The organism is Citrobacter koseri ATCC BAA-895, assembly GCF_000018045.1.
Classification (GTDB): Bacteria; Pseudomonadota; Gammaproteobacteria; order Enterobacterales; family Enterobacteriaceae; genus Citrobacter_B; species Citrobacter_B koseri.
Window position 1 is genome coordinate 4,681,113 of the sequence record NC_009792.1, and the last position, 17,705, is coordinate 4,698,817.

Annotated in this window: 14 protein-coding genes and 1 tRNA gene; 12 read left to right on the forward strand and 3 right to left on the reverse strand. The window is 55.7% G+C overall.

Annotated features, from left to right (window positions below):
- Positions 1–43: 43 nt before the first annotated feature.
- Entirely contained in the window at positions 44–760 is a 717-nt protein-coding gene (gene rph / locus CKO_RS21730) for a ribonuclease PH (protein WP_012135779.1), read from the reverse strand.
- A 125-nt stretch (positions 761–885) separates the two neighbouring features.
- On the opposite strand from rph, the gene CKO_RS21735 reads away from it, so the two are divergent.
- Both CKO_RS21735 and CKO_RS21740 read left to right on the forward strand, forming a co-directional pair.
- On the forward strand, positions 886–1,749 hold the full coding sequence (locus tag CKO_RS21735; protein WP_012135780.1) for a YicC/YloC family endoribonuclease: 864 nt from the start codon (positions 886–888) through the stop codon (positions 1,747–1,749).
- Positions 1,750–2,006: 257 nt separating this feature from the next.
- The gene (locus CKO_RS21740) at positions 2,007–2,624 is read left to right on the forward strand and encodes a trimeric intracellular cation channel family protein (RefSeq protein ID WP_012135781.1); all 618 of its coding nucleotides are present in this window, start codon (positions 2,007–2,009) and stop codon (positions 2,622–2,624) included.
- Here CKO_RS21740 and ligB read toward each other — a convergent pair.
- Positions 2,621–4,303, reverse strand: a complete 1,683-nt coding sequence (ligB, locus tag CKO_RS21745) for an NAD-dependent DNA ligase LigB (RefSeq protein ID WP_024131064.1) — start codon at positions 4,301–4,303, stop codon at positions 2,621–2,623. The two genes, CKO_RS21740 and ligB, sit on opposite strands and share 4 nt — an antisense overlap.
- Before the next feature lie 256 nt (positions 4,304–4,559).
- Between ligB and gmk the strand changes: the two genes are divergently transcribed.
- From gmk to CKO_RS21785, 8 genes are all read left to right on the forward strand, one after another.
- Positions 4,560–5,183 carry a guanylate kinase gene (gmk, locus tag CKO_RS21750; protein WP_012135783.1) on the forward strand — a complete coding sequence of 208 codons (624 nt, stop codon included), beginning with the start codon at positions 4,560–4,562 and terminating at the stop codon, positions 5,181–5,183.
- A gap of 54 nt (positions 5,184–5,237) precedes the next feature.
- Positions 5,238–5,513, forward strand: coding sequence for a DNA-directed RNA polymerase subunit omega (gene rpoZ, locus CKO_RS21755; RefSeq protein WP_000135058.1), 276 nt, complete (start codon positions 5,238–5,240; stop codon positions 5,511–5,513).
- Positions 5,514–5,531: 18 nt separating this feature from the next.
- Positions 5,532–7,643 carry a bifunctional GTP diphosphokinase/guanosine-3',5'-bis pyrophosphate 3'-pyrophosphohydrolase gene (gene spoT / locus CKO_RS21760; protein ID WP_012135784.1) on the forward strand — a complete coding sequence of 704 codons (2,112 nt, stop codon included), beginning with the start codon at positions 5,532–5,534 and terminating at the stop codon, positions 7,641–7,643.
- A 4-nt stretch (positions 7,644–7,647) separates the two neighbouring features.
- Complete coding sequence (gene trmH / locus CKO_RS21765) at positions 7,648–8,337, forward strand: tRNA (guanosine(18)-2'-O)-methyltransferase TrmH (RefSeq protein WP_012135785.1); 690 nt, start codon at positions 7,648–7,650, stop codon at positions 8,335–8,337.
- A gap of 4 nt (positions 8,338–8,341) precedes the next feature.
- Positions 8,342–10,423 (forward strand): ATP-dependent DNA helicase RecG, encoded by a 2,082-nt coding sequence (recG, locus tag CKO_RS21770; RefSeq protein ID WP_012135786.1) that lies wholly within the window; start codon positions 8,342–8,344, stop codon positions 10,421–10,423.
- 103 nt (positions 10,424–10,526) lie between these two features.
- Entirely contained in the window at positions 10,527–11,918 is a 1,392-nt protein-coding gene (gene xanP, locus CKO_RS21775; RefSeq protein ID WP_024131065.1) for a xanthine/proton symporter XanP, read from the forward strand.
- A gap of 121 nt (positions 11,919–12,039) precedes the next feature.
- Entirely contained in the window at positions 12,040–13,749 is a 1,710-nt protein-coding gene (locus tag CKO_RS21780) for an AsmA family protein (RefSeq protein ID WP_012135789.1), read from the forward strand.
- A 249-nt stretch (positions 13,750–13,998) separates the two neighbouring features.
- Positions 13,999–14,093, forward strand: a tRNA-Sec gene (locus CKO_RS21785).
- Between the two features lie 283 nt (positions 14,094–14,376).
- Here the strand turns inward: CKO_RS21785 and CKO_RS21790 are convergent.
- Complete coding sequence (locus CKO_RS21790; RefSeq protein WP_012135792.1) at positions 14,377–15,285, reverse strand: LysR family transcriptional regulator; 909 nt, start codon at positions 15,283–15,285, stop codon at positions 14,377–14,379.
- 111 nt (positions 15,286–15,396) lie between these two features.
- Here CKO_RS21790 and CKO_RS21795 point away from each other — a divergent pair, with 111 nt between their 5' ends.
- On the forward strand, positions 15,397–16,404 hold the full coding sequence (locus tag CKO_RS21795; protein ID WP_012135793.1) for a zinc-binding alcohol dehydrogenase family protein: 1,008 nt from the start codon (positions 15,397–15,399) through the stop codon (positions 16,402–16,404).
- A 126-nt stretch (positions 16,405–16,530) separates the two neighbouring features.
- The gene (locus CKO_RS21800) at positions 16,531–17,619 is read left to right on the forward strand and encodes an AAA family ATPase (protein WP_012135794.1); all 1,089 of its coding nucleotides are present in this window, start codon (positions 16,531–16,533) and stop codon (positions 17,617–17,619) included.
- Positions 17,620–17,705 lie beyond the last annotated feature (86 nt).

Genomic DNA, 17,705 nt, shown 5'->3' on the forward strand with positions numbered 1-17,705 from the left:
TTATTACAGACAAAAAAAAGGCGACTCGCTGGTCGCCTTAAAATCAATTTTCTAACGCCGCTTTCTGCGTCGCTACAATGGATTCGATTCCCCCTCGGGCTAATGCCAACAAGGTAAGGAGTTCTTCGTGACTGAACGGCTCGCCTTCTGCCGTTCCCTGCACTTCAATAATTCGACCGTCTTCGGTCATTACCACGTTCATATCGGTTTCAGCCGCGGAGTCTTCAACGTACTCCAGATCGCAGAGCGCTTCACCATTCACGATGCCGACGGAAACCGCAGCCACCATCCCTTTCATCGGGTTGGTTTTCAGCTTACCGTTCGCGACCAGCTTGTTCAGCGCATCGGCCAGCGCAACACAAGCCCCGGAGATAGATGCAGTACGCGTACCGCCGTCCGCCTGGATCACATCGCAATCCAGAGTGATAGTAAACTCGCCAAGCGTTTTAAGATCGACAGCAGCGCGCAGCGCGCGGGCGATCAGACGCTGGATTTCCATCGTGCGGCCGCCCTGCTTGCCTTTCGCCGCTTCACGCGCGTTACGGGTATGCGTAGCGCGTGGCAACATGCCATATTCTGCGGTGATCCACCCCTGGCCCTGCCCTTTCAAAAAGCGCGGTACGCCTTCTTCGATGGATGCCGTGCACAGCACTTTGGTATCTCCAAATTCGACCAGCACCGAGCCTTCAGCGTGTTTTGTATAGTTACGGGTCAGGGTTACGGGACGCACCTGATTAGCGCTACGGCCTGCTGGACGCATATTGAGATCTCCGGCTTGAAACGAATGTGGCTGCGCATTATACGGACTTCCGGCGGTTATTCCTATCCTGACAAGGCATGGATGGCTATAATCCTTCCATCTCTCCTTTAAAAACAGGAACGTCTATGATCCGCAGTATGACCGCCTACGCCCGGCGTGAAATCAAGGGTGAATGGGGTAGCGCTACCTGGGAAATGCGCTCGGTAAACCAGCGTTATCTGGAAACGTATTTTCGTCTGCCGGAACAGTTCCGTAGCCTTGAACCTGTTGTACGCGAACGCATTCGTACACGCCTGACGCGCGGAAAAATCGAATGTACTTTACGCTTTGAACCCGATGCCAGCGCGCAAGGCGAACTCATTCTGAATGAGAAGCTGGCAAAGCAGCTCGTTGCCTCCGCGAACTGGGTCAAAATGCAGAGCGATGAAGGGGAAATCAACCCGGTAGATATCCTGCGTTGGCCGGGCGTCATGGCCGCCCAGGAACAGGATCTGGACGCGATTGCCGCAGAGATCCTCGCCGCGCTGGACGGGACGCTGGATGACTTCATTGTCGCCCGGGAAACCGAAGGTCAGGCTTTGAAAGCGCTGATTGAGCAGCGTCTGGAAGGCGTCAGCGCTGAGGTAGTGAAAGTCCGTGCCCATATGCCGGAAATCCTGCAATGGCAGCGCGAACGTCTGGTAGCAAAACTGGAAGACGCACAGGTACAACTGGAAAATAACCGTCTGGAGCAAGAGCTGGTGCTGATGGCACAGCGCATTGACGTGGCGGAAGAGCTGGATCGTCTGGACGCGCACGTCAAAGAAACCTACAACATCCTGAAGAAAAAAGAGGCGGTTGGCCGTCGTCTGGACTTTATGATGCAGGAGTTCAACCGCGAGTCGAACACGCTGGCCTCCAAATCCATCAATGCTGATGTCACCAATTCTGCAATTGAGCTGAAAGTATTGATCGAGCAAATGCGCGAGCAAATACAGAATATCGAGTAAACCTCATTCCCACGTAGCCCGTCGCGATGCGATGGCGCTACGTGCTTCCTTTACACTCCGTACTGCCCTCGCCACTTTCGGATTACTTTTTCTTATTCATTTTCTAATCCATTAAAAATGAATAGCGCATAAATAGCGGATTAATCGCAATATCCGCATAAACTATAGTTATCAAAATTGCTTCACCTTAGAAAATCTCAATCGTGATATTACGCACAAATCGTTAGTCTTTGCCCTCAGTAAACCAGGGGGAAGACATGCTGTTACACGTTCTCTACTTAATTGGCATTACTGCCGAAGCCATGACCGGGGCGCTCGCTGCGGGTCGACGCCGCATGGATACATTTGGCGTTATTATCATTGCCACCGCGACAGCAATTGGCGGCGGTTCCGTACGCGATATTCTGCTCGGTCACTATCCGCTCGGTTGGGTACAGCACCCTGAGTACGTGATTATTGTCGCTTCTGCTGCGGTTCTGACGACGATCGTCGCCCCTGTAATGCCTTACCTACGCAAACTGTTCCTTGTACTTGATGCGCTGGGCTTAGTGGTCTTTTCTATTATCGGCGCTCAGGTTGCGCTGGATATGGGGCATAGCCCGGTCATCGCTATTGTGGCGGCTGTCATTACCGGCGTATTTGGCGGCGTATTGCGTGACATGTTCTGCAAACGTATTCCGCTGGTCTTCCAGAAAGAGCTGTATGCTGGTGTTTCCTTTGCGTCTGCCGTGTTGTACATCGCGCTACAACACTACGTATCCAACCAAGACGTCGTGGTTATCTCCACGCTGGTTTTTGGCTTTACCGCTCGCTTGCTGGCGCTGCGTCTCAAACTTGGCCTGCCGGTGTTTTACTATCGCCACGAAGGTCACTAAGGGCTAAAGCCGTTAATATGCCGGGCAGCCAGCCAGTTGCCCAACGCCCGTATTTCCGGGTTATCCCGCCACTGGATGACCCGCCTGGCGCGCCCCTCCCCTGTCGTCGGAAGCTGTTGCCAGTATTCTGCCGTGCGTGCCAGTAACTGCCCCCATGAACGATCGCCGTTGGCCTTAAGCGCCCCCTGCGTTAACGGTATGCCCATCGCCATCACCCAGCGGATAAATGGCCGATGCCGCACCAGGTTAAACTGATGCCACAATTGCTTGCTTTTTTCTTTACTAAACCCAGGTGTCGCCTGTAGTTGTTCCTGCGTTAACGCGAGCCAGGAGAAAATATGCTCGAAACGATGCGCCTGGTGAAGCACACGCCATCCTGCTTCCCCCATCCCGTCAACCTCCAGCGCCTCCTTCGACCCCAGCCAGACCAGCCTGGCGATGAACTGCTCCTGGCATACCTCAGTCGCATAAAAACAGGTTAATGCGTTATAGCGATTCCCCGGCGGTGCGGGCTTATCCCGTTGAGTGCTACGCCAGACAACCTTATCAATACGCGGAATCCCCTGTCCGGCAAGGCTGACAAGAATGTGGTCACCTGGCGCAATGTCCCACTCCTCCCAGCGCCTGACAGACCCTACATTTACGCGCTTCACCCGTTTATCATCCAGCATCACTGGCGCAAGCGACGCCACAACCGAGATTTTCCCGCTCTTGCCGACAGCGAACTGAACCCCGGTGACTTCAGCCACTTTCGCGACCGGAGGATACTTCCAGGCAACCAGCCAGTCACCCTGACCGGGCATCCAGTGTCTGGCCTCAGGTTCTTTACCCGTTCTTACCACGACTCCATCAGTAACGAACGGTAATCCCGTTGTCCACCATGCTGTACGCACACGTTCAACATCATCAGCGCTTTTCACCGGTTGAGAATATTGTTGTGCAAAGCCAAATCCTGCCCCGGACAGTTGACGCAAGCGCTCAGGCATCGTTGCCGGGCCATCAGGCCATGCCCAGATGAAAACAGACAGCGACTGGAGCGACGAGGTGTTATTCTGGCGCATCATCATTCCGGCGACCTTCGAGCGGGCATTCATTCCTCCCATTTGTCGCTGAATATGGTTGTCGTGCAGCAAAAAAATCTCACCCTGCAACGTGCTATTGGCAAGCGCGCCTTTTGTGCTTTGCGGTACTGCGGGTATTAAACGCACCTTCTGCGTCCAGTCCTCGCCTTTAAGCCCGTTCCCCCGACTAATCGCGCTGACCAGGCGCCCATCCCGGTATACGAGAGTAACCGCCACTCCATCCACTTTCGGTTGCACCCACAAATCGCTGCGCTTACGCATCCACTGCTGCACCGCCTGTTTGTCCGCAAGCTTTCGCACACCCGTATGCGGAACAGGATGGGGCAATGAGCCGCTCACTGGCGGCGCCAGTTCTGCCCCGGTATCACCGCCAAAGCAGCGTTGCCACTGCACCAATTGCGCGCTGAGCTGATCGTAAACACTATCGTCTACCGCACTAACCCCCTGCTGCCAGTAACTGTCGTTCCACTGGGCGAGCTGCTGCTGTAGCCGGGCGATTTCGTCATTCGCTCTGGCTGGCGACCAGTCAGGGCAAGCCGCCCATACCGGGAAATGCCACAGCAACAGACTCAGCACGATACTTTTCCCTCTTCTCATCAGTACCTCCGCTGTAGATTGCGGGCCAGGTATAACGCGGGGCGTCATCAAAACCGAGAGGCAAAAAGCGATCGTGCGAACACGCTTCCAGACATTTTCATTGATTGCAGTAACTACACGGTAAATCAGGAAACAGGTACGCAAAACGCAATAAACTGACGCAAAAAGTGTGACAAAGGCTACGTCACATAGCGGCGACGTGTATAATAAGCTCGTATGTAGGCTCTCTTTCGATAATCACATACATAAGATACTCATGGCTCAAGGCACGCTTTATATTGTTTCTGCCCCCAGTGGCGCGGGTAAATCCAGCCTGATTCAGGCGTTGTTAAAAACCCAACCGTTGTATGACACCCAGGTTTCTGTTTCACACACCACGCGCGCACCGCGTCCGGGTGAAGTGCATGGCGAGCATTATTTCTTTGTCGATCATCATGAGTTCAAAACCATGATTGGCAGAGATGCGTTTCTGGAGCACGCTGAAGTGTTTGGTAACTATTACGGCACATCGCGTGAAACCATTGAGCAAGTGCTGGCAACGGGTGTGGATGTTTTTCTGGATATCGACTGGCAGGGCGCACAGCAAATTCGTGAGAAGATGCCGCAAGCGCGCAGTATCTTTATTTTACCGCCGTCCAAAATTGAGCTGGACCGCCGCCTTCGCGGGCGCGGTCAGGATAGCGAAGAAGTAATCGCAAAACGTATGGCGCAAGCTGTTGCAGAAATGAGCCATTACGCCGAATATGATTACCTTATTGTGAATGATGATTTCGACACCGCCCTGGGCGATCTGAAAACCATTATTCGCGCCGAACGTCTGCGCATGAGCCGCCAAAAGCAGCGTCATGACGCTTTAATCAGCAAACTGTTGGCAGACTGAACCCACTTTCAGTATTATGCCCAGTCATTTCTTCACCTGTGGAGCATTTTAAATATGGCACGCGTAACTGTTCAGGACGCTGTAGAGAAAATTGGTAACCGTTTTGACCTGGTACTGGTCGCCGCGCGTCGCGCTCGTCAGATGCAGGTAGGCGGCAAGGATCCGCTTGTACCGGAAGAAAACGATAAAACTACCGTAATCGCGCTGCGCGAAATCGAAGAAGGTCTGATCAACAACCAGATCCTCGACGTCCGTGAGCGCCAGGAACAGCAAGAGCAGGAAGCCGCTGAATTACAAGCCGTTACCGCTATTGCTGAAGGCCGTCGTTAATCACAAAGCGGGTCGCCCTTGTATCTGTTTGAAAGCCTGAATCAACTGATTCAAAACTACCTGCCTGAAGACCAGATAAAACGTCTTCAGCAGGCGTATCTCGTTGCACGTGACGCTCACGAGGGTCAGACACGTTCAAGCGGTGAACCCTATATCACGCACCCGGTTGCGGTAGCCTGTATTCTGGCCGAGATGAAACTCGACTATGAAACGCTGATGGCTGCGCTGCTGCATGACGTGATTGAAGATACTCCTGCGACCTACCAGGACATGGAACAGCTTTTTGGTAAAAGCGTTGCAGAGCTGGTAGAAGGGGTATCCAAGCTTGATAAGCTTAAGTTCCGCGATAAGAAAGAAGCGCAGGCTGAAAACTTTCGCAAGATGATTATGGCGATGGTGCAGGATATCCGCGTCATTCTCATCAAACTTGCCGACCGCACTCACAACATGCGCACGCTGGGCTCATTACGCCCGGATAAACGTCGCCGCATCGCCCGTGAAACCCTTGAGATCTACAGTCCGCTGGCGCACCGTTTAGGTATTCATCACATTAAAACCGAGCTGGAAGAGCTGGGTTTTGAAGCGCTGTACCCAAACCGCTATCGCGTGATTAAAGAAGTGGTAAAAGCCGCTCGCGGCAACCGCAAAGAGATGATTCAAAAAATCCTCTCTGAGATCGAAGGACGTTTGCAGGAAGCAGGCATTCCGTGTCGCGTGAGCGGGCGTGAAAAGCATTTGTACTCTATCTACTGCAAAATGGTGCTCAAAGAGCAGCGTTTTCACTCCATCATGGACATCTACGCCTTTCGCGTGATCGTACATGATGCCGATACCTGCTATCGCGTACTCGGCCAGATGCACAGCCTGTATAAGCCGCGTCCGGGGCGCGTAAAAGACTATATCGCCATTCCAAAAGCGAACGGCTATCAGTCTTTACACACTTCGATGATCGGCCCGCACGGCGTTCCGGTTGAGGTACAGATCCGTACCGAAGACATGGACCAGATGGCGGAAATGGGGGTTGCGGCGCACTGGGCTTATAAAGAGCACGGTGAAACCAGCACCACCGCGCAAATCCGCGCTCAGCGCTGGATGCAAAGCCTGCTGGAGCTGCAACAGAGCGCCGGTAGCTCGTTTGAATTTATCGAGAGCGTTAAATCCGATCTCTTCCCGGATGAGATTTACGTTTTCACACCGGAAGGGCGCATTGTTGAGCTGCCTGCCGGTGCCACGCCGGTCGACTTCGCCTATGCCGTACATACCGATATCGGTCATGCCTGCGTAGGCGCGCGCGTCGACAGGCAGCCATACCCACTGTCACAGCCGCTTACCAGCGGTCAGACCGTCGAAATTATTACCGCCCCTGGCGCACGCCCGAATGCGGCATGGCTTAACTTTGTCGTCAGCTCAAAAGCTCGCGCCAAAATTCGCCAGTTGCTGAAGAACCTCAAGCGTGATGATTCCGTCAGCCTGGGGCGCCGTCTGCTCAACCATGCCCTCGGCGGCAGCCGTAAACTGGCTGAAATCCCGCAGGAGAATATCCAGCGCGAACTGGAGCGAATGAAGCTCGCAACGCTGGACGATCTGCTGGCGGAAATTGGTCTGGGCAATGCGATGAGCGTGGTGGTGGCGAAAAATCTTCAGCAAGGCGAAGCCGCAGCACCTGCCACAACGCAGTCCAATCATGGGCATTTGCCGATTAAAGGCGCGGATGGCGTGCTGATCACCTTTGCGAAGTGCTGCCGCCCGATTCCAGGCGACCCGATCATTGCGCACGTCAGCCCAGGTAAAGGGTTAGTTATCCACCATGAATCCTGCCGCAACATCCGTGGTTACCAGAAAGAGCCAGAGAAGTTTATGGCTGTGGAATGGGACAAAGAGACGGAGCAGGAGTTCATCACCGAAATTAAGGTGGATATGTTTAACCACCAGGGGGCGCTGGCCAACCTGACGGCGGCAATCAACACGACGACCTCCAATATTCAGAGTCTGAATACGGAAGAAAAGGATGGTCGCGTCTATAGCGCCTTTATTCGCCTCACCGCGCGTGACCGCGTGCATCTGGCGAATATCATGCGCAAAATCCGCGTGATGCCGGACGTGATAAAAGTCACCCGTAACCGAAACTAGTTTTATGAACTTACAGCGTTATGCGCGTATCTGCGAGATGCTCGCCAGGCGTCAGCCTGATCTGACGGTCTGCATGGAGCAGGTCCACAAACCTCATAATGTCTCGGCGATCATTCGCACCGCCGACGCAGTAGGCGTACACGAAATTCACGCCGTCTGGCCGGGCAGCCGTATGCGCACCATGGCGTCGGCGGCAGCGGGCAGCAATAGCTGGGTACAGGTGAAAACCCACCGTACCATCGGCGATGCGGTCAGCCACTTGAAGGGCCGGGGCATGCAGATTCTGGCGACTCATCTCTCTGATAAAGCGGTTGATTTCCGCGAAATCGATTACACGCGCCCAACCTGCATCCTGATGGGGCAGGAAAAAACCGGCATCACCCAGGAAGCCTTAGACCTGGCGGATCAGGACATCATCATCCCGATGATCGGCATGGTGCAGTCACTTAACGTTTCCGTCGCTTCCGCTCTGATTCTCTACGAAGCGCAGCGCCAGCGGCAGAACGCAGGCATGTACCTGCGTGAAAACAGCATGCTGCCGGAAGACGAACAGCAGCGCCTGCTGTTTGAGGGCGGCTATCCGGTGCTGGCGAAAGTCGCCAAGCGCAAAGGTCTACCCTACCCTCATGTAAACATGCAGGGTGAGATCGAGGCCGACGCCGCCTGGTGGTCCACGATGCAGGCGGCAGGGTAATCACATGAAAGGCCGTTTGCTGGATGCCATCCCGCTCAATTCCTTAACCGGTGTTGGCGCGGCGCAAAGCAGCAAACTGGCGAAAATTGGCTTGCACACCGTGCAGGACCTCCTGTTGCACCTTCCCCTGCGTTATGAAGATCGCACCCATCTTTACCCGATTGGCGAACTGCTGCCGGGCATTTACGCCACTGTTGAAGGCGAAGTGCTGAACTGCAATATCACCTTCGGCGGTCGCAGGATGATGACCTGCCAGATTAGCGATGGCTCCGGCATTCTCACCATGCGCTTTTTCAACTTCAGCGCGGCAATGAAAAACAGCCTGGCGACCGGGCGGCGCGTACTGGCCTATGGTGAAGCCAAACGCGGGAAGTACGGCGCGGAGATGATTCACCCTGAATACCGCGTGCAGGGCGATCTCAGCACGCCGGAGCTTCAGGAAACGCTCACACCCGTTTATCCGACCACCGAAGGCATTAAGCAAGCCACGCTGCGTAAGCTCACCGACCAGGCGCTGGACCTGCTTGATACCTGCGCCATTGCCGAACTTCTGCCGCCTGAACTTGCGCAAGGAATGACGAGCCTGCCGGAAGCCTTGCGCACGCTGCATCGCCCACCACCGTCGCTACAGCTTAGCGATCTGGAAACCGGGCAGCATCCGGCGCAGCGACGCCTGATTCTGGAAGAACTACTGGCGCATAACCTGAGCATGCTGGCGCTGCGTGCCGGCGCGCAGCGTTTTCACGCCCAGCGGCTTAGCGCGAACGATTCACTGAAAAATCAGCTGCTGGCCGCATTGCCGTTCAAACCAACGGGTGCGCAGGCGCGCGTGGTGGCGGAGATAGAACGCGACATGGCGCTCGATGTGCCAATGATGCGTCTGGTGCAGGGCGACGTCGGTTCCGGTAAAACGCTGGTCGCCGCACTGGCTGCGCTACGCGCCATTGCGCACGGCAAACAGGTGGCGTTGATGGCGCCGACAGAACTGCTGGCCGAGCAGCATGCCAGTAACTTCCGCAACTGGTTTGCACCGCTTGGTATTGAAGTGGGTTGGCTGGCAGGTAAACAGAAGGGGAAAGCGCGCCTGGCGCAGCAGGAAGCCATCGCCAGCGGGCAGGTACAGATGGTGGTCGGCACCCACGCGATTTTCCAGGAGCAGGTACAATTTAACGGGCTGGCGCTGGTGATTATCGATGAACAGCACCGCTTCGGCGTCCATCAACGTCTGGCGCTGTGGGAAAAAGGTCAGCAGCAGGGGTTCCACCCGCATCAGTTAATCATGACCGCAACGCCGATCCCCCGCACCCTGGCAATGACCGCCTATGCCGATCTCGATACCTCCGTGATTGATGAGCTACCGCCGGGTCGCACACCTGTCACTACCGTTGCCATCCCGGACACCCGTCGTAGCGATATTATCGATCGCGTCCGCAATGCCTGTACCCAGGAAGGCCGCCAGGCATACTGGGTCTGTACGTTGATTGAAGAGTCGGATTTGTTAGAAGCCCAGGCTGCGGAAGCGACATGGGAAGAGCTCAGGCTCGCCTTACCGGAGTTGAAGATTGGTCTGGTTCATGGGCGAATGAAACCCGCAGAGAAGCAGGCGGTGATGGCGGCCTTTAAGCAGGGTGAGCTGCACCTGCTGGTCGCAACAACGGTGATTGAAGTCGGGGTGGATGTCCCCAACGCCAGCCTGATGATTATCGAAAACCCGGAACGGTTAGGTCTGGCACAATTACACCAGTTGCGTGGACGCGTGGGCCGTGGCGCGGTGGCCTCCCATTGCGTACTACTCTACAAATCACCGCTCTCGAAAACCGCACAGAAGCGCCTTCAGGTCTTACGGGACAGCAACGACGGCTTTGTGATTGCGCAAAAGGATTTAGAGATTCGCGGCCCCGGTGAACTGCTGGGCACGCGTCAGACGGGTAACACCGAGTTCAAAGTGGCGGATTTGCTGCGCGATCAGGCCATTATCCCGGATGTTCAACGCATCGCCCGTCACATTCACGAACATTATCCGCAACAGGCAACCGCCCTGATTGAACGCTGGATGCCCGAAACCGAGCGTTATTCCAACGCCTGATAACCCCTGCCCGAGACCGTTTGTAAAATTTATAAATGCAATCGTTTGCTTTTACCATCTGGTCAGATAAAATCACCGCTTTTCCACCATGGGATTGCCTCTGATGTCTGTTAACACCGTCGAGTCGGCAAATGCGCAACCGGTTGCGCAGACGCAAAACAGCGAACTGATTTACCGCCTTGAAGATCGCCCGCCGCTCCCTCAAACCCTGTTTGCCGCCTGTCAGCACCTGCTGGCAATGTTCGTCGCGGTCATCACGCCAGCGCTGTTAATCTGCCAGGCGCTCGGTTTACCGGCACAAGATACTCAACACATTATCAGTATGTCGCTGTTCGCCTCCGGTGTGGCCTCAATTATTCAAATCAAAGCATGGGGTCCGGTCGGTTCAGGGTTGCTATCTATTCAGGGCACCAGTTTTAACTTTGTCGCCCCGCTGATTATGGGCGGCACCGCGCTGAAAACCGGCGGAGCGGACGTCCCCACCATGATGGCGGCGCTATTCGGCACGCTGATGCTGGCAAGCTGCACCGAGATGGTTCTCTCCCGCATACTGCATCTGGCGCGCCGCATTATCACACCGCTGGTCTCCGGCGTGGTGGTGATGATTATCGGCCTGTCGCTGATCCAGGTGGGTTTAACATCCATTGGCGGCGGCTATGCCGCAATGAGCGACAACACCTTTGGCGCGCCCAAAAACCTGATGCTGGCAGGCGTTGTACTGGCGCTGATCATCCTGCTTAACCGCCAGCGCAACCCTTACCTGCGCGTGGCTTCGCTGGTGATCGCGATGGCGGCAGGCTATCTGCTGGCCTGGTTTATGGGGATGTTGCCGGAAAACACCACACCGGCAACACAAGACTTAATCATGGTGCCCACGCCGCTGTACTACGGTCTGGGCATTGACTGGAACCTGCTGCTGCCGCTGATGCTGGTCTTTATGATCACCTCACTGGAGACCATCGGCGATATCACCGCCACCTCCGATGTCTCCGAGCAGCCGGTCTCCGGGCCGCTGTATATGAAGCGTCTGAAAGGCGGCGTGCTGGCTAACGGCCTGAACTCTTTTGTTTCCGCCGTGTTCAATACCTTCCCCAACTCCTGTTTCGGGCAGAATAACGGCGTGATTCAGTTGACCGGTGTGGCCAGCCGCTATGTCGGCTTTGTGGTAGCGCTGATGCTGATCCTGCTCGGCCTGTTCCCGGCAGTAAGCGGCTTTGTGCAGCACATTCCTGAACCGGTGCTCGGCGGCGCCACGCTGGTGATGTTCGGCACCATCGCCGCTTCCGGCGTGCGTATCGTCTCCCGTGAACCGCTGAACCGCCGCGCTATCCTGATTATCGCGCTGTCGCTGGCTGTCGGCCTGGGCGTTTCTCAGCAGCCGCTGATCCTGCAATTTGCGCCAGACTGGGTGAAAAACCTGCTCTCCTCCGGCATTGCCGCTGGGGGCATCACCGCTATCGTTCTGAACCTGATTTTCCCGCCAGAGAAGCCGTAAGCGAAATGCGGTGATGATCGACAATCATCGCCGCTGTAACGCTCTTTCACCATTCCCGCCTTGAGGATTGCGCGTAAATCGTGCATAACTCAGATGTGTGCACTTCGCGGGATGGAAGACCATGAAATTTATTGGAAAGCTGATTCTCTACATATTGATTGCCCTTTTGGTGGTGATCTTCGGCCTCTATTTTCTGCTGCAAACCCGCTGGGGCGCGGAGCATGTAAGCGCCTGGATATCAGAGAACAGCGGGTACAGCCTGACATTTGATGTCATGGACCACCGCTTCTCCGCACCGTCCCACGTTTTGCTTGAGAACGTCACGTTTGGCCGGGATGGCCAGCCCGCCACGTTAGTCGCGAAAACGGTGGATATCGGCCTGAGCAGTCGCCAGATAACCGATCCCCTGCACGTCGACGCCATCCTGTTGCAGGACGGCACGCTCAATATCTCCCCGCAGACCGCACCGCTTCCTGTTCAGGCTGACCGCCTGCAATTACAGAACATGGCGCTTAACAGCCCGGGCGGTGAGTGGAACCTGAGCGCTCAGCGCGTTAACGGCGGCGTGGTTCCCTGGCATCCTGAAGCGGGCAAGGTATTGGGGAATAAGGCGCAGATCCAGCTCAGCGCCGGTTCACTCACGCTGAATGATGTTCCCGCGACCAACGTGCTGATTGAAGGCAGCATTGATAAGGAACAGGTAATCTTAAGCAACATTGGCGCAGACATTGCGCGCGGCGCCTTAACCGGCGTGGCGCGACGCAACGCGGACGGCAGTTGGGTGGTGGAAAATCTGCGTCTGAACGACATCCGGCTGCAAAGCGATAAATCGCTGACCGACTTTTTTGCCCCGCTCACCGCTATCCCGTCTCTGCAAATTGGCCGTCTTGAAGTGACCGATGCCCGCCTGCAAGGCCCGGACTGGGCAGTAACCGACCTCGATCTCAGTTTGCGCAACCTGACGTTCAGCAAAGATGACTGGCAGACGCAAGAAGGCAAACTATCGATGAATGCCAGCGAGTTCATCTACGGTTCTCTGCATTTCTTCGATCCCATTCTGAATGCCGAATTCTCACCGCAGGGCATTGCGCTACGCCAGTTCACGACCCGCTGGGAAGGCGGTATGGTCAGAACATCCGGCAACTGGCTGCGTAATGGCAAAGCGCTAATCCTCGACGATACCGCCATTGCCGGGCTGGAATACACGCTGCCGGAAAACTGGAAGCAGCAGTGGATGAAACCTCTGCCAGGCTGGTTAAACAGCCTGACGCTGAAAAAATTCAGCGCCAGTCGCAACCTGGTGATTGATATCGACCCGGCTTTCCCGTGGCAGCTCACCGCGCTGGATGGTTATGGCGCAAATCTGGGACTGGTGCAGAACCATCAATGGGGCGTATGGAGTGGGAACGCAACGCTTAACGCGGCAGCCGCGACGTTTAACCGAGTGGACGTGCGTCGCCCCTCCCTGGCGCTGGCGGCAAACAGCAGCACAGTTAACATCAACGAGCTGAGCGCATTTACAGAGAAAGGGCTGTTAGAAGCTACGGCCAGCGTTTCGCAACTCCCCCAGCGCCAGACAAAAGTCAGCCTGAACGGACGCGGTGTGCCAATGAACGTCTTGCAGCAATGGGGATGGCCTGCGCTGCCCATTTCCGGCGACGGCAACATCCAGCTTACCGCCAGCGGTAATATCCAGGCGGACGCCCCACTGAAGCCAACGGTAAACGGCCAGTTGCACGCGGTAAACGCCGATAAACAGCAGGTGACGCAAATAATGCGGGCAGGCGTTGTGTCAGGAGTGGAAGTCACGCAACCACAGCCTGCGCAATAATGTGTTTTGCCCGGTGGCGCTACGCGTACCGGGCCTGTGACAGGTTTTCTCACGAAACGTCGCATGGACGCTATGTGAACTCATAATTCCCAAAAGATATGAAAACAGGTAACTCATGGATTTTGTGAAGATTTATATGAAATCGATCATAGTAAGGCGAAAGGCTGATGAAAAAAGTGAGTGGGGGGATGTGGAAACCTTGAGAAAGTAGCTATAATGCGCCCCGCCTCCATGTAGCAATGTGGGCGCGGAAGATCGTCGTCTCCGGTGAGGCGGCTGGACTTCAAATCCAGTTGGGGCCGCCAGCGGTCCCGGGCAGGTTCGACTCCTGTGATCTTCCGCCAAAGTTCCTCACTCTTCCCCTGGGTCTTAAGCCAATTCCCCAAACTCATTCCTTCATTGCGACCTGATCTTTAAACGCCCTCACCCATTATTAAGAAATCGATTATGGCTGTATCGTCCTGACGGCCAGGAGCAAACGGGAGAAAACATTACCTGGTGAACTAAAAGAAGCACAACCGCAGTTAAAAAGGATTAAGGGCGCGCTGATTCCCCTCGTCATATTGTGCGCCGGATGGCGCTTACGCTTATCCGGCCTACAAAATACAAACGGCAACGCGTATCGCCTCACATCGGGGGGAGTTCCAGTCTTTCGCAGCGTGCTTTTACCGCTTCGTGCAGCAGGCGGACTGCCGTCGAAAGCTGTTTGCGGTGCGGGCAGATCATGTTCAGCGGGACTTTCTCTCCCTGATAATCTGGCATCAGGCGCTGCAATCGCCCGTCACGCACATCTTCAGAGACATCAAGCCAGGATTTATACGCCATCCCCTCTCCGGCGATAGCCAGCCGCCGGATAACTTCAGCATCATCGCTCATCATGGTGCCGTTGACCTGTACGCTGCTGACGTCACCGTTGCGGATGAACGTCCAGCGGTCATGCAGGCGTCCGCGCAACACGAACGTTAACGCATTCAGATTCGCTAAATCATCGGGATGACGCGGATCGCCGTATTGCGCGACCCAGTCCGGCGAAGCCACCAGCACACGCCGGTTATCGGGGGAGACGGGCAGCGCGATGTAAGAAGCATCTTCCGTATTGCCGTAACGGAACGCGACATCAACCGGATCTTTAAATACATCGGCGACCTGATCGGAGAAAAACACCCGCAGGCGCAACGCAGGGTGGCGACGGCGAAACGACTGAAATACCGGGAGCAGTAAATTGCGCCCAAGATCGGAGGGCACGGCGATTTGCAGCGTACCGGAGATCTCATCTTCCGGCGTCTGAATTTTTTGCAGCCCGGCGTGCATCACCTCAAGCATCTGTCTGGCGTAAGGCAACCAGACCTCGCCTTCCGGCGTTAGCCGTAAGCTGCGGGTCGAGCGTGCGAACAGGCGAATGTTTAACGTAGACTCCAGCCGTTTGATGGCGGAACTGACCTGGGCAGGCTGTACCCCGGCTTCCCGCGCCGCATCGCTAAAACTGTTTAGCGCCGCCGCGCGAACAAACAACGTGAGATCTTCAAGCCGGAACATTTTCACTCCCCGAATATAAGTCCTGTCGTCGTGAGGCTATTTTTCCCGTTCTGCTGGCGGTTTACCATCGAATTATACAAACGATAAACCTGTTCCCACACCGGAGACGTTATGAAAGCCATCGCAATTACCCGCACCGCGCCAGAAGGCAGCAATATTGAGTTTTTACAGGACATTGACCTCCCTGTTCCGGTCGCCGCCGGACATGACCTGCTGGTTGAGGTGAAAGCCATCTCCGTTAACCCGGTCGATACCAAAGTACGCGCGGGTTTTAACGCAGAGACCCCGCGCGTGCTGGGCTGGGATGCCACAGGCGTAGTGAAATCAGTCGGCGAGGCGGTGACATTGTTCGCACCGGGGGATGAAGTCTGGTATGCCGGCGCGTTGGGCCGTCCGGGAAGCAACAGCGAGTTCCAGCTTGTTGATGAGCGCATCGTCGCGTTGAAACCCAAAACGCTGGATAATGCCGCCGCAGCAGCGCTGCCGCTGACCTCGATCACCGCATGGGAAATGTTGTTTGACCGCCTCGGCGTTGAAGAAGGCGGCAACGAAGGGGATACGTTGCTGATTGTCGGCGCCGCAGGCGGCGTGGGCTCCATCCTGACGCAGCTGGCCCGCAAACTCACCCGACTGACGGTGATCGGCACCGCGTCGCGCCCGGAAAGCCAGAAATGGGTACGCGAAGCCGGTGCGCATTATGTTATCGACCATAGCAAACCGCTGACGGAAGAGCTGGCGCGAATCGGCATCAACGCGGTGACGCACGTCGCCAGCCTGACCCACACTGATAAGCATTACCCGCAGCTCATCGAAGCCCTGGCGCCGCAGGGTAAGCTGGCGCTGATAGACGATCCAGCAACGCTCGACGCACGACCGCTGAAAACAAAGAGTATTTCGCTGCACTGGGAGTTTATGTTTACCCGCTCAATGTTTGAAACCGACGACATGCTCGCCCAGCATCAGCTACTGACCCGCGTGGCGCAGCTTATTGATGCTAAGGTGATTCACACCACGCTGGGCGAGCATTACGGAGCCATCAACGCGGCGAATATTCAGAAAGCGCACGCACAGCTTGAAACGGGCCGCTCCGTCGGCAAGATTGTGCTGGAAGGCTTCTGATAAGCCCCCAGGGGCGAGAAAGTCGCCCCTGCTTTTTTATGCGCCGCGTAAAACTATATGAACGGGTTGTCTCTTCCGGGACGAAATCGCTATGCTTGGCGCATCGCCCCTCTACCGCTAACGCCCATGATCAAAACGCTGCACATCGAAAACTACCGCTCGATTCGCCATCAGTCTCTGGAACTGGAACAGCTCAATATCGTCTTCGGCCCTAACGGCACCGGAAAGTCGAATATCTATAAGGCGATTCACCTGATGCACAGTGCGGCACAGGGGCAGTTCTCACAGGCGCTGGCGAACGAAGGCGGCATTCTGAAGGTATTCTGGGCCGGGAAAACGCGCAGCGACCAGTTGCGGCGCATGACTCTGGCGGTAGAAACAGAAACCTATGAATACGAGTTACAGGTAGGGTTTGTCGAGAAGCTCCCCTACCCGTCGCAGTTCGATCTCGACCCGGTCATCAAAGAGGAGTCTGTCTGGTTGAGCGGACACGCTCGCCGCCCCTCCTCACAGTTGATGAAACGTAAAAACCAGGTCGTATTCCTCAATAATATCCATCACGAGAAAGTCACCCACAGCGGCACGCTGTATGAGAACGAGTCGGTATTCGGCCAGTTGGGAGAGCCACACCTCTACCCGGAGGTGTCGCAGATGCGAGAAATGCTGCGCAACTGGCGCTTTTATCATGAATTTTCAGTCTCGTCTGGTTCTGCGATTCGTGTTCCGCAGGTGGGATTCCGCTCACCGGTTCTGGCCAGCGACGGAGCAAACCTGGCGGCAGCGTTCCAGACAATCGTCGAGATTGGCGATGAACTGCTGCTGATGCGGATTCTCGACCGGGCATTTCCCGGTTGCGTGTTCTACAGCGATAACAGCGGCGGCCGCTTTCGCCTGATGATGAAACGCGAAGGGTTGACCCGTCCGCTGGAACCTGCGGAGTTCTCGGATGGCACGCTACGTTTCCTGTGCCTGGCCGTAGCGCTGTTAAGCCCGCGACCGCCAGCTTTTATCGCGCTCAACGAACCGGAAAACAGCCTGCATCCGCAGATGTTGCCCGCCCTCGCCCAACTGATCGCCGAAGCCAGCCGCCATTCGCAAATCTGGCTCACCAGTCATTCGCCTGAACTGGCAAATCTGATCGAGAAACATGCCGCGTTTTCGCTGTATCAACTGGCGATGGAGGACGGTGAAACACAGCTTACCCGACTGTCGTAAAAGTGGGCGATGCTAACGCCCGTCTCGTTTGTGCCGCCATCTCTGCTATGATGCCTGCACATAAAAAAGACAAAACACCATGTTGA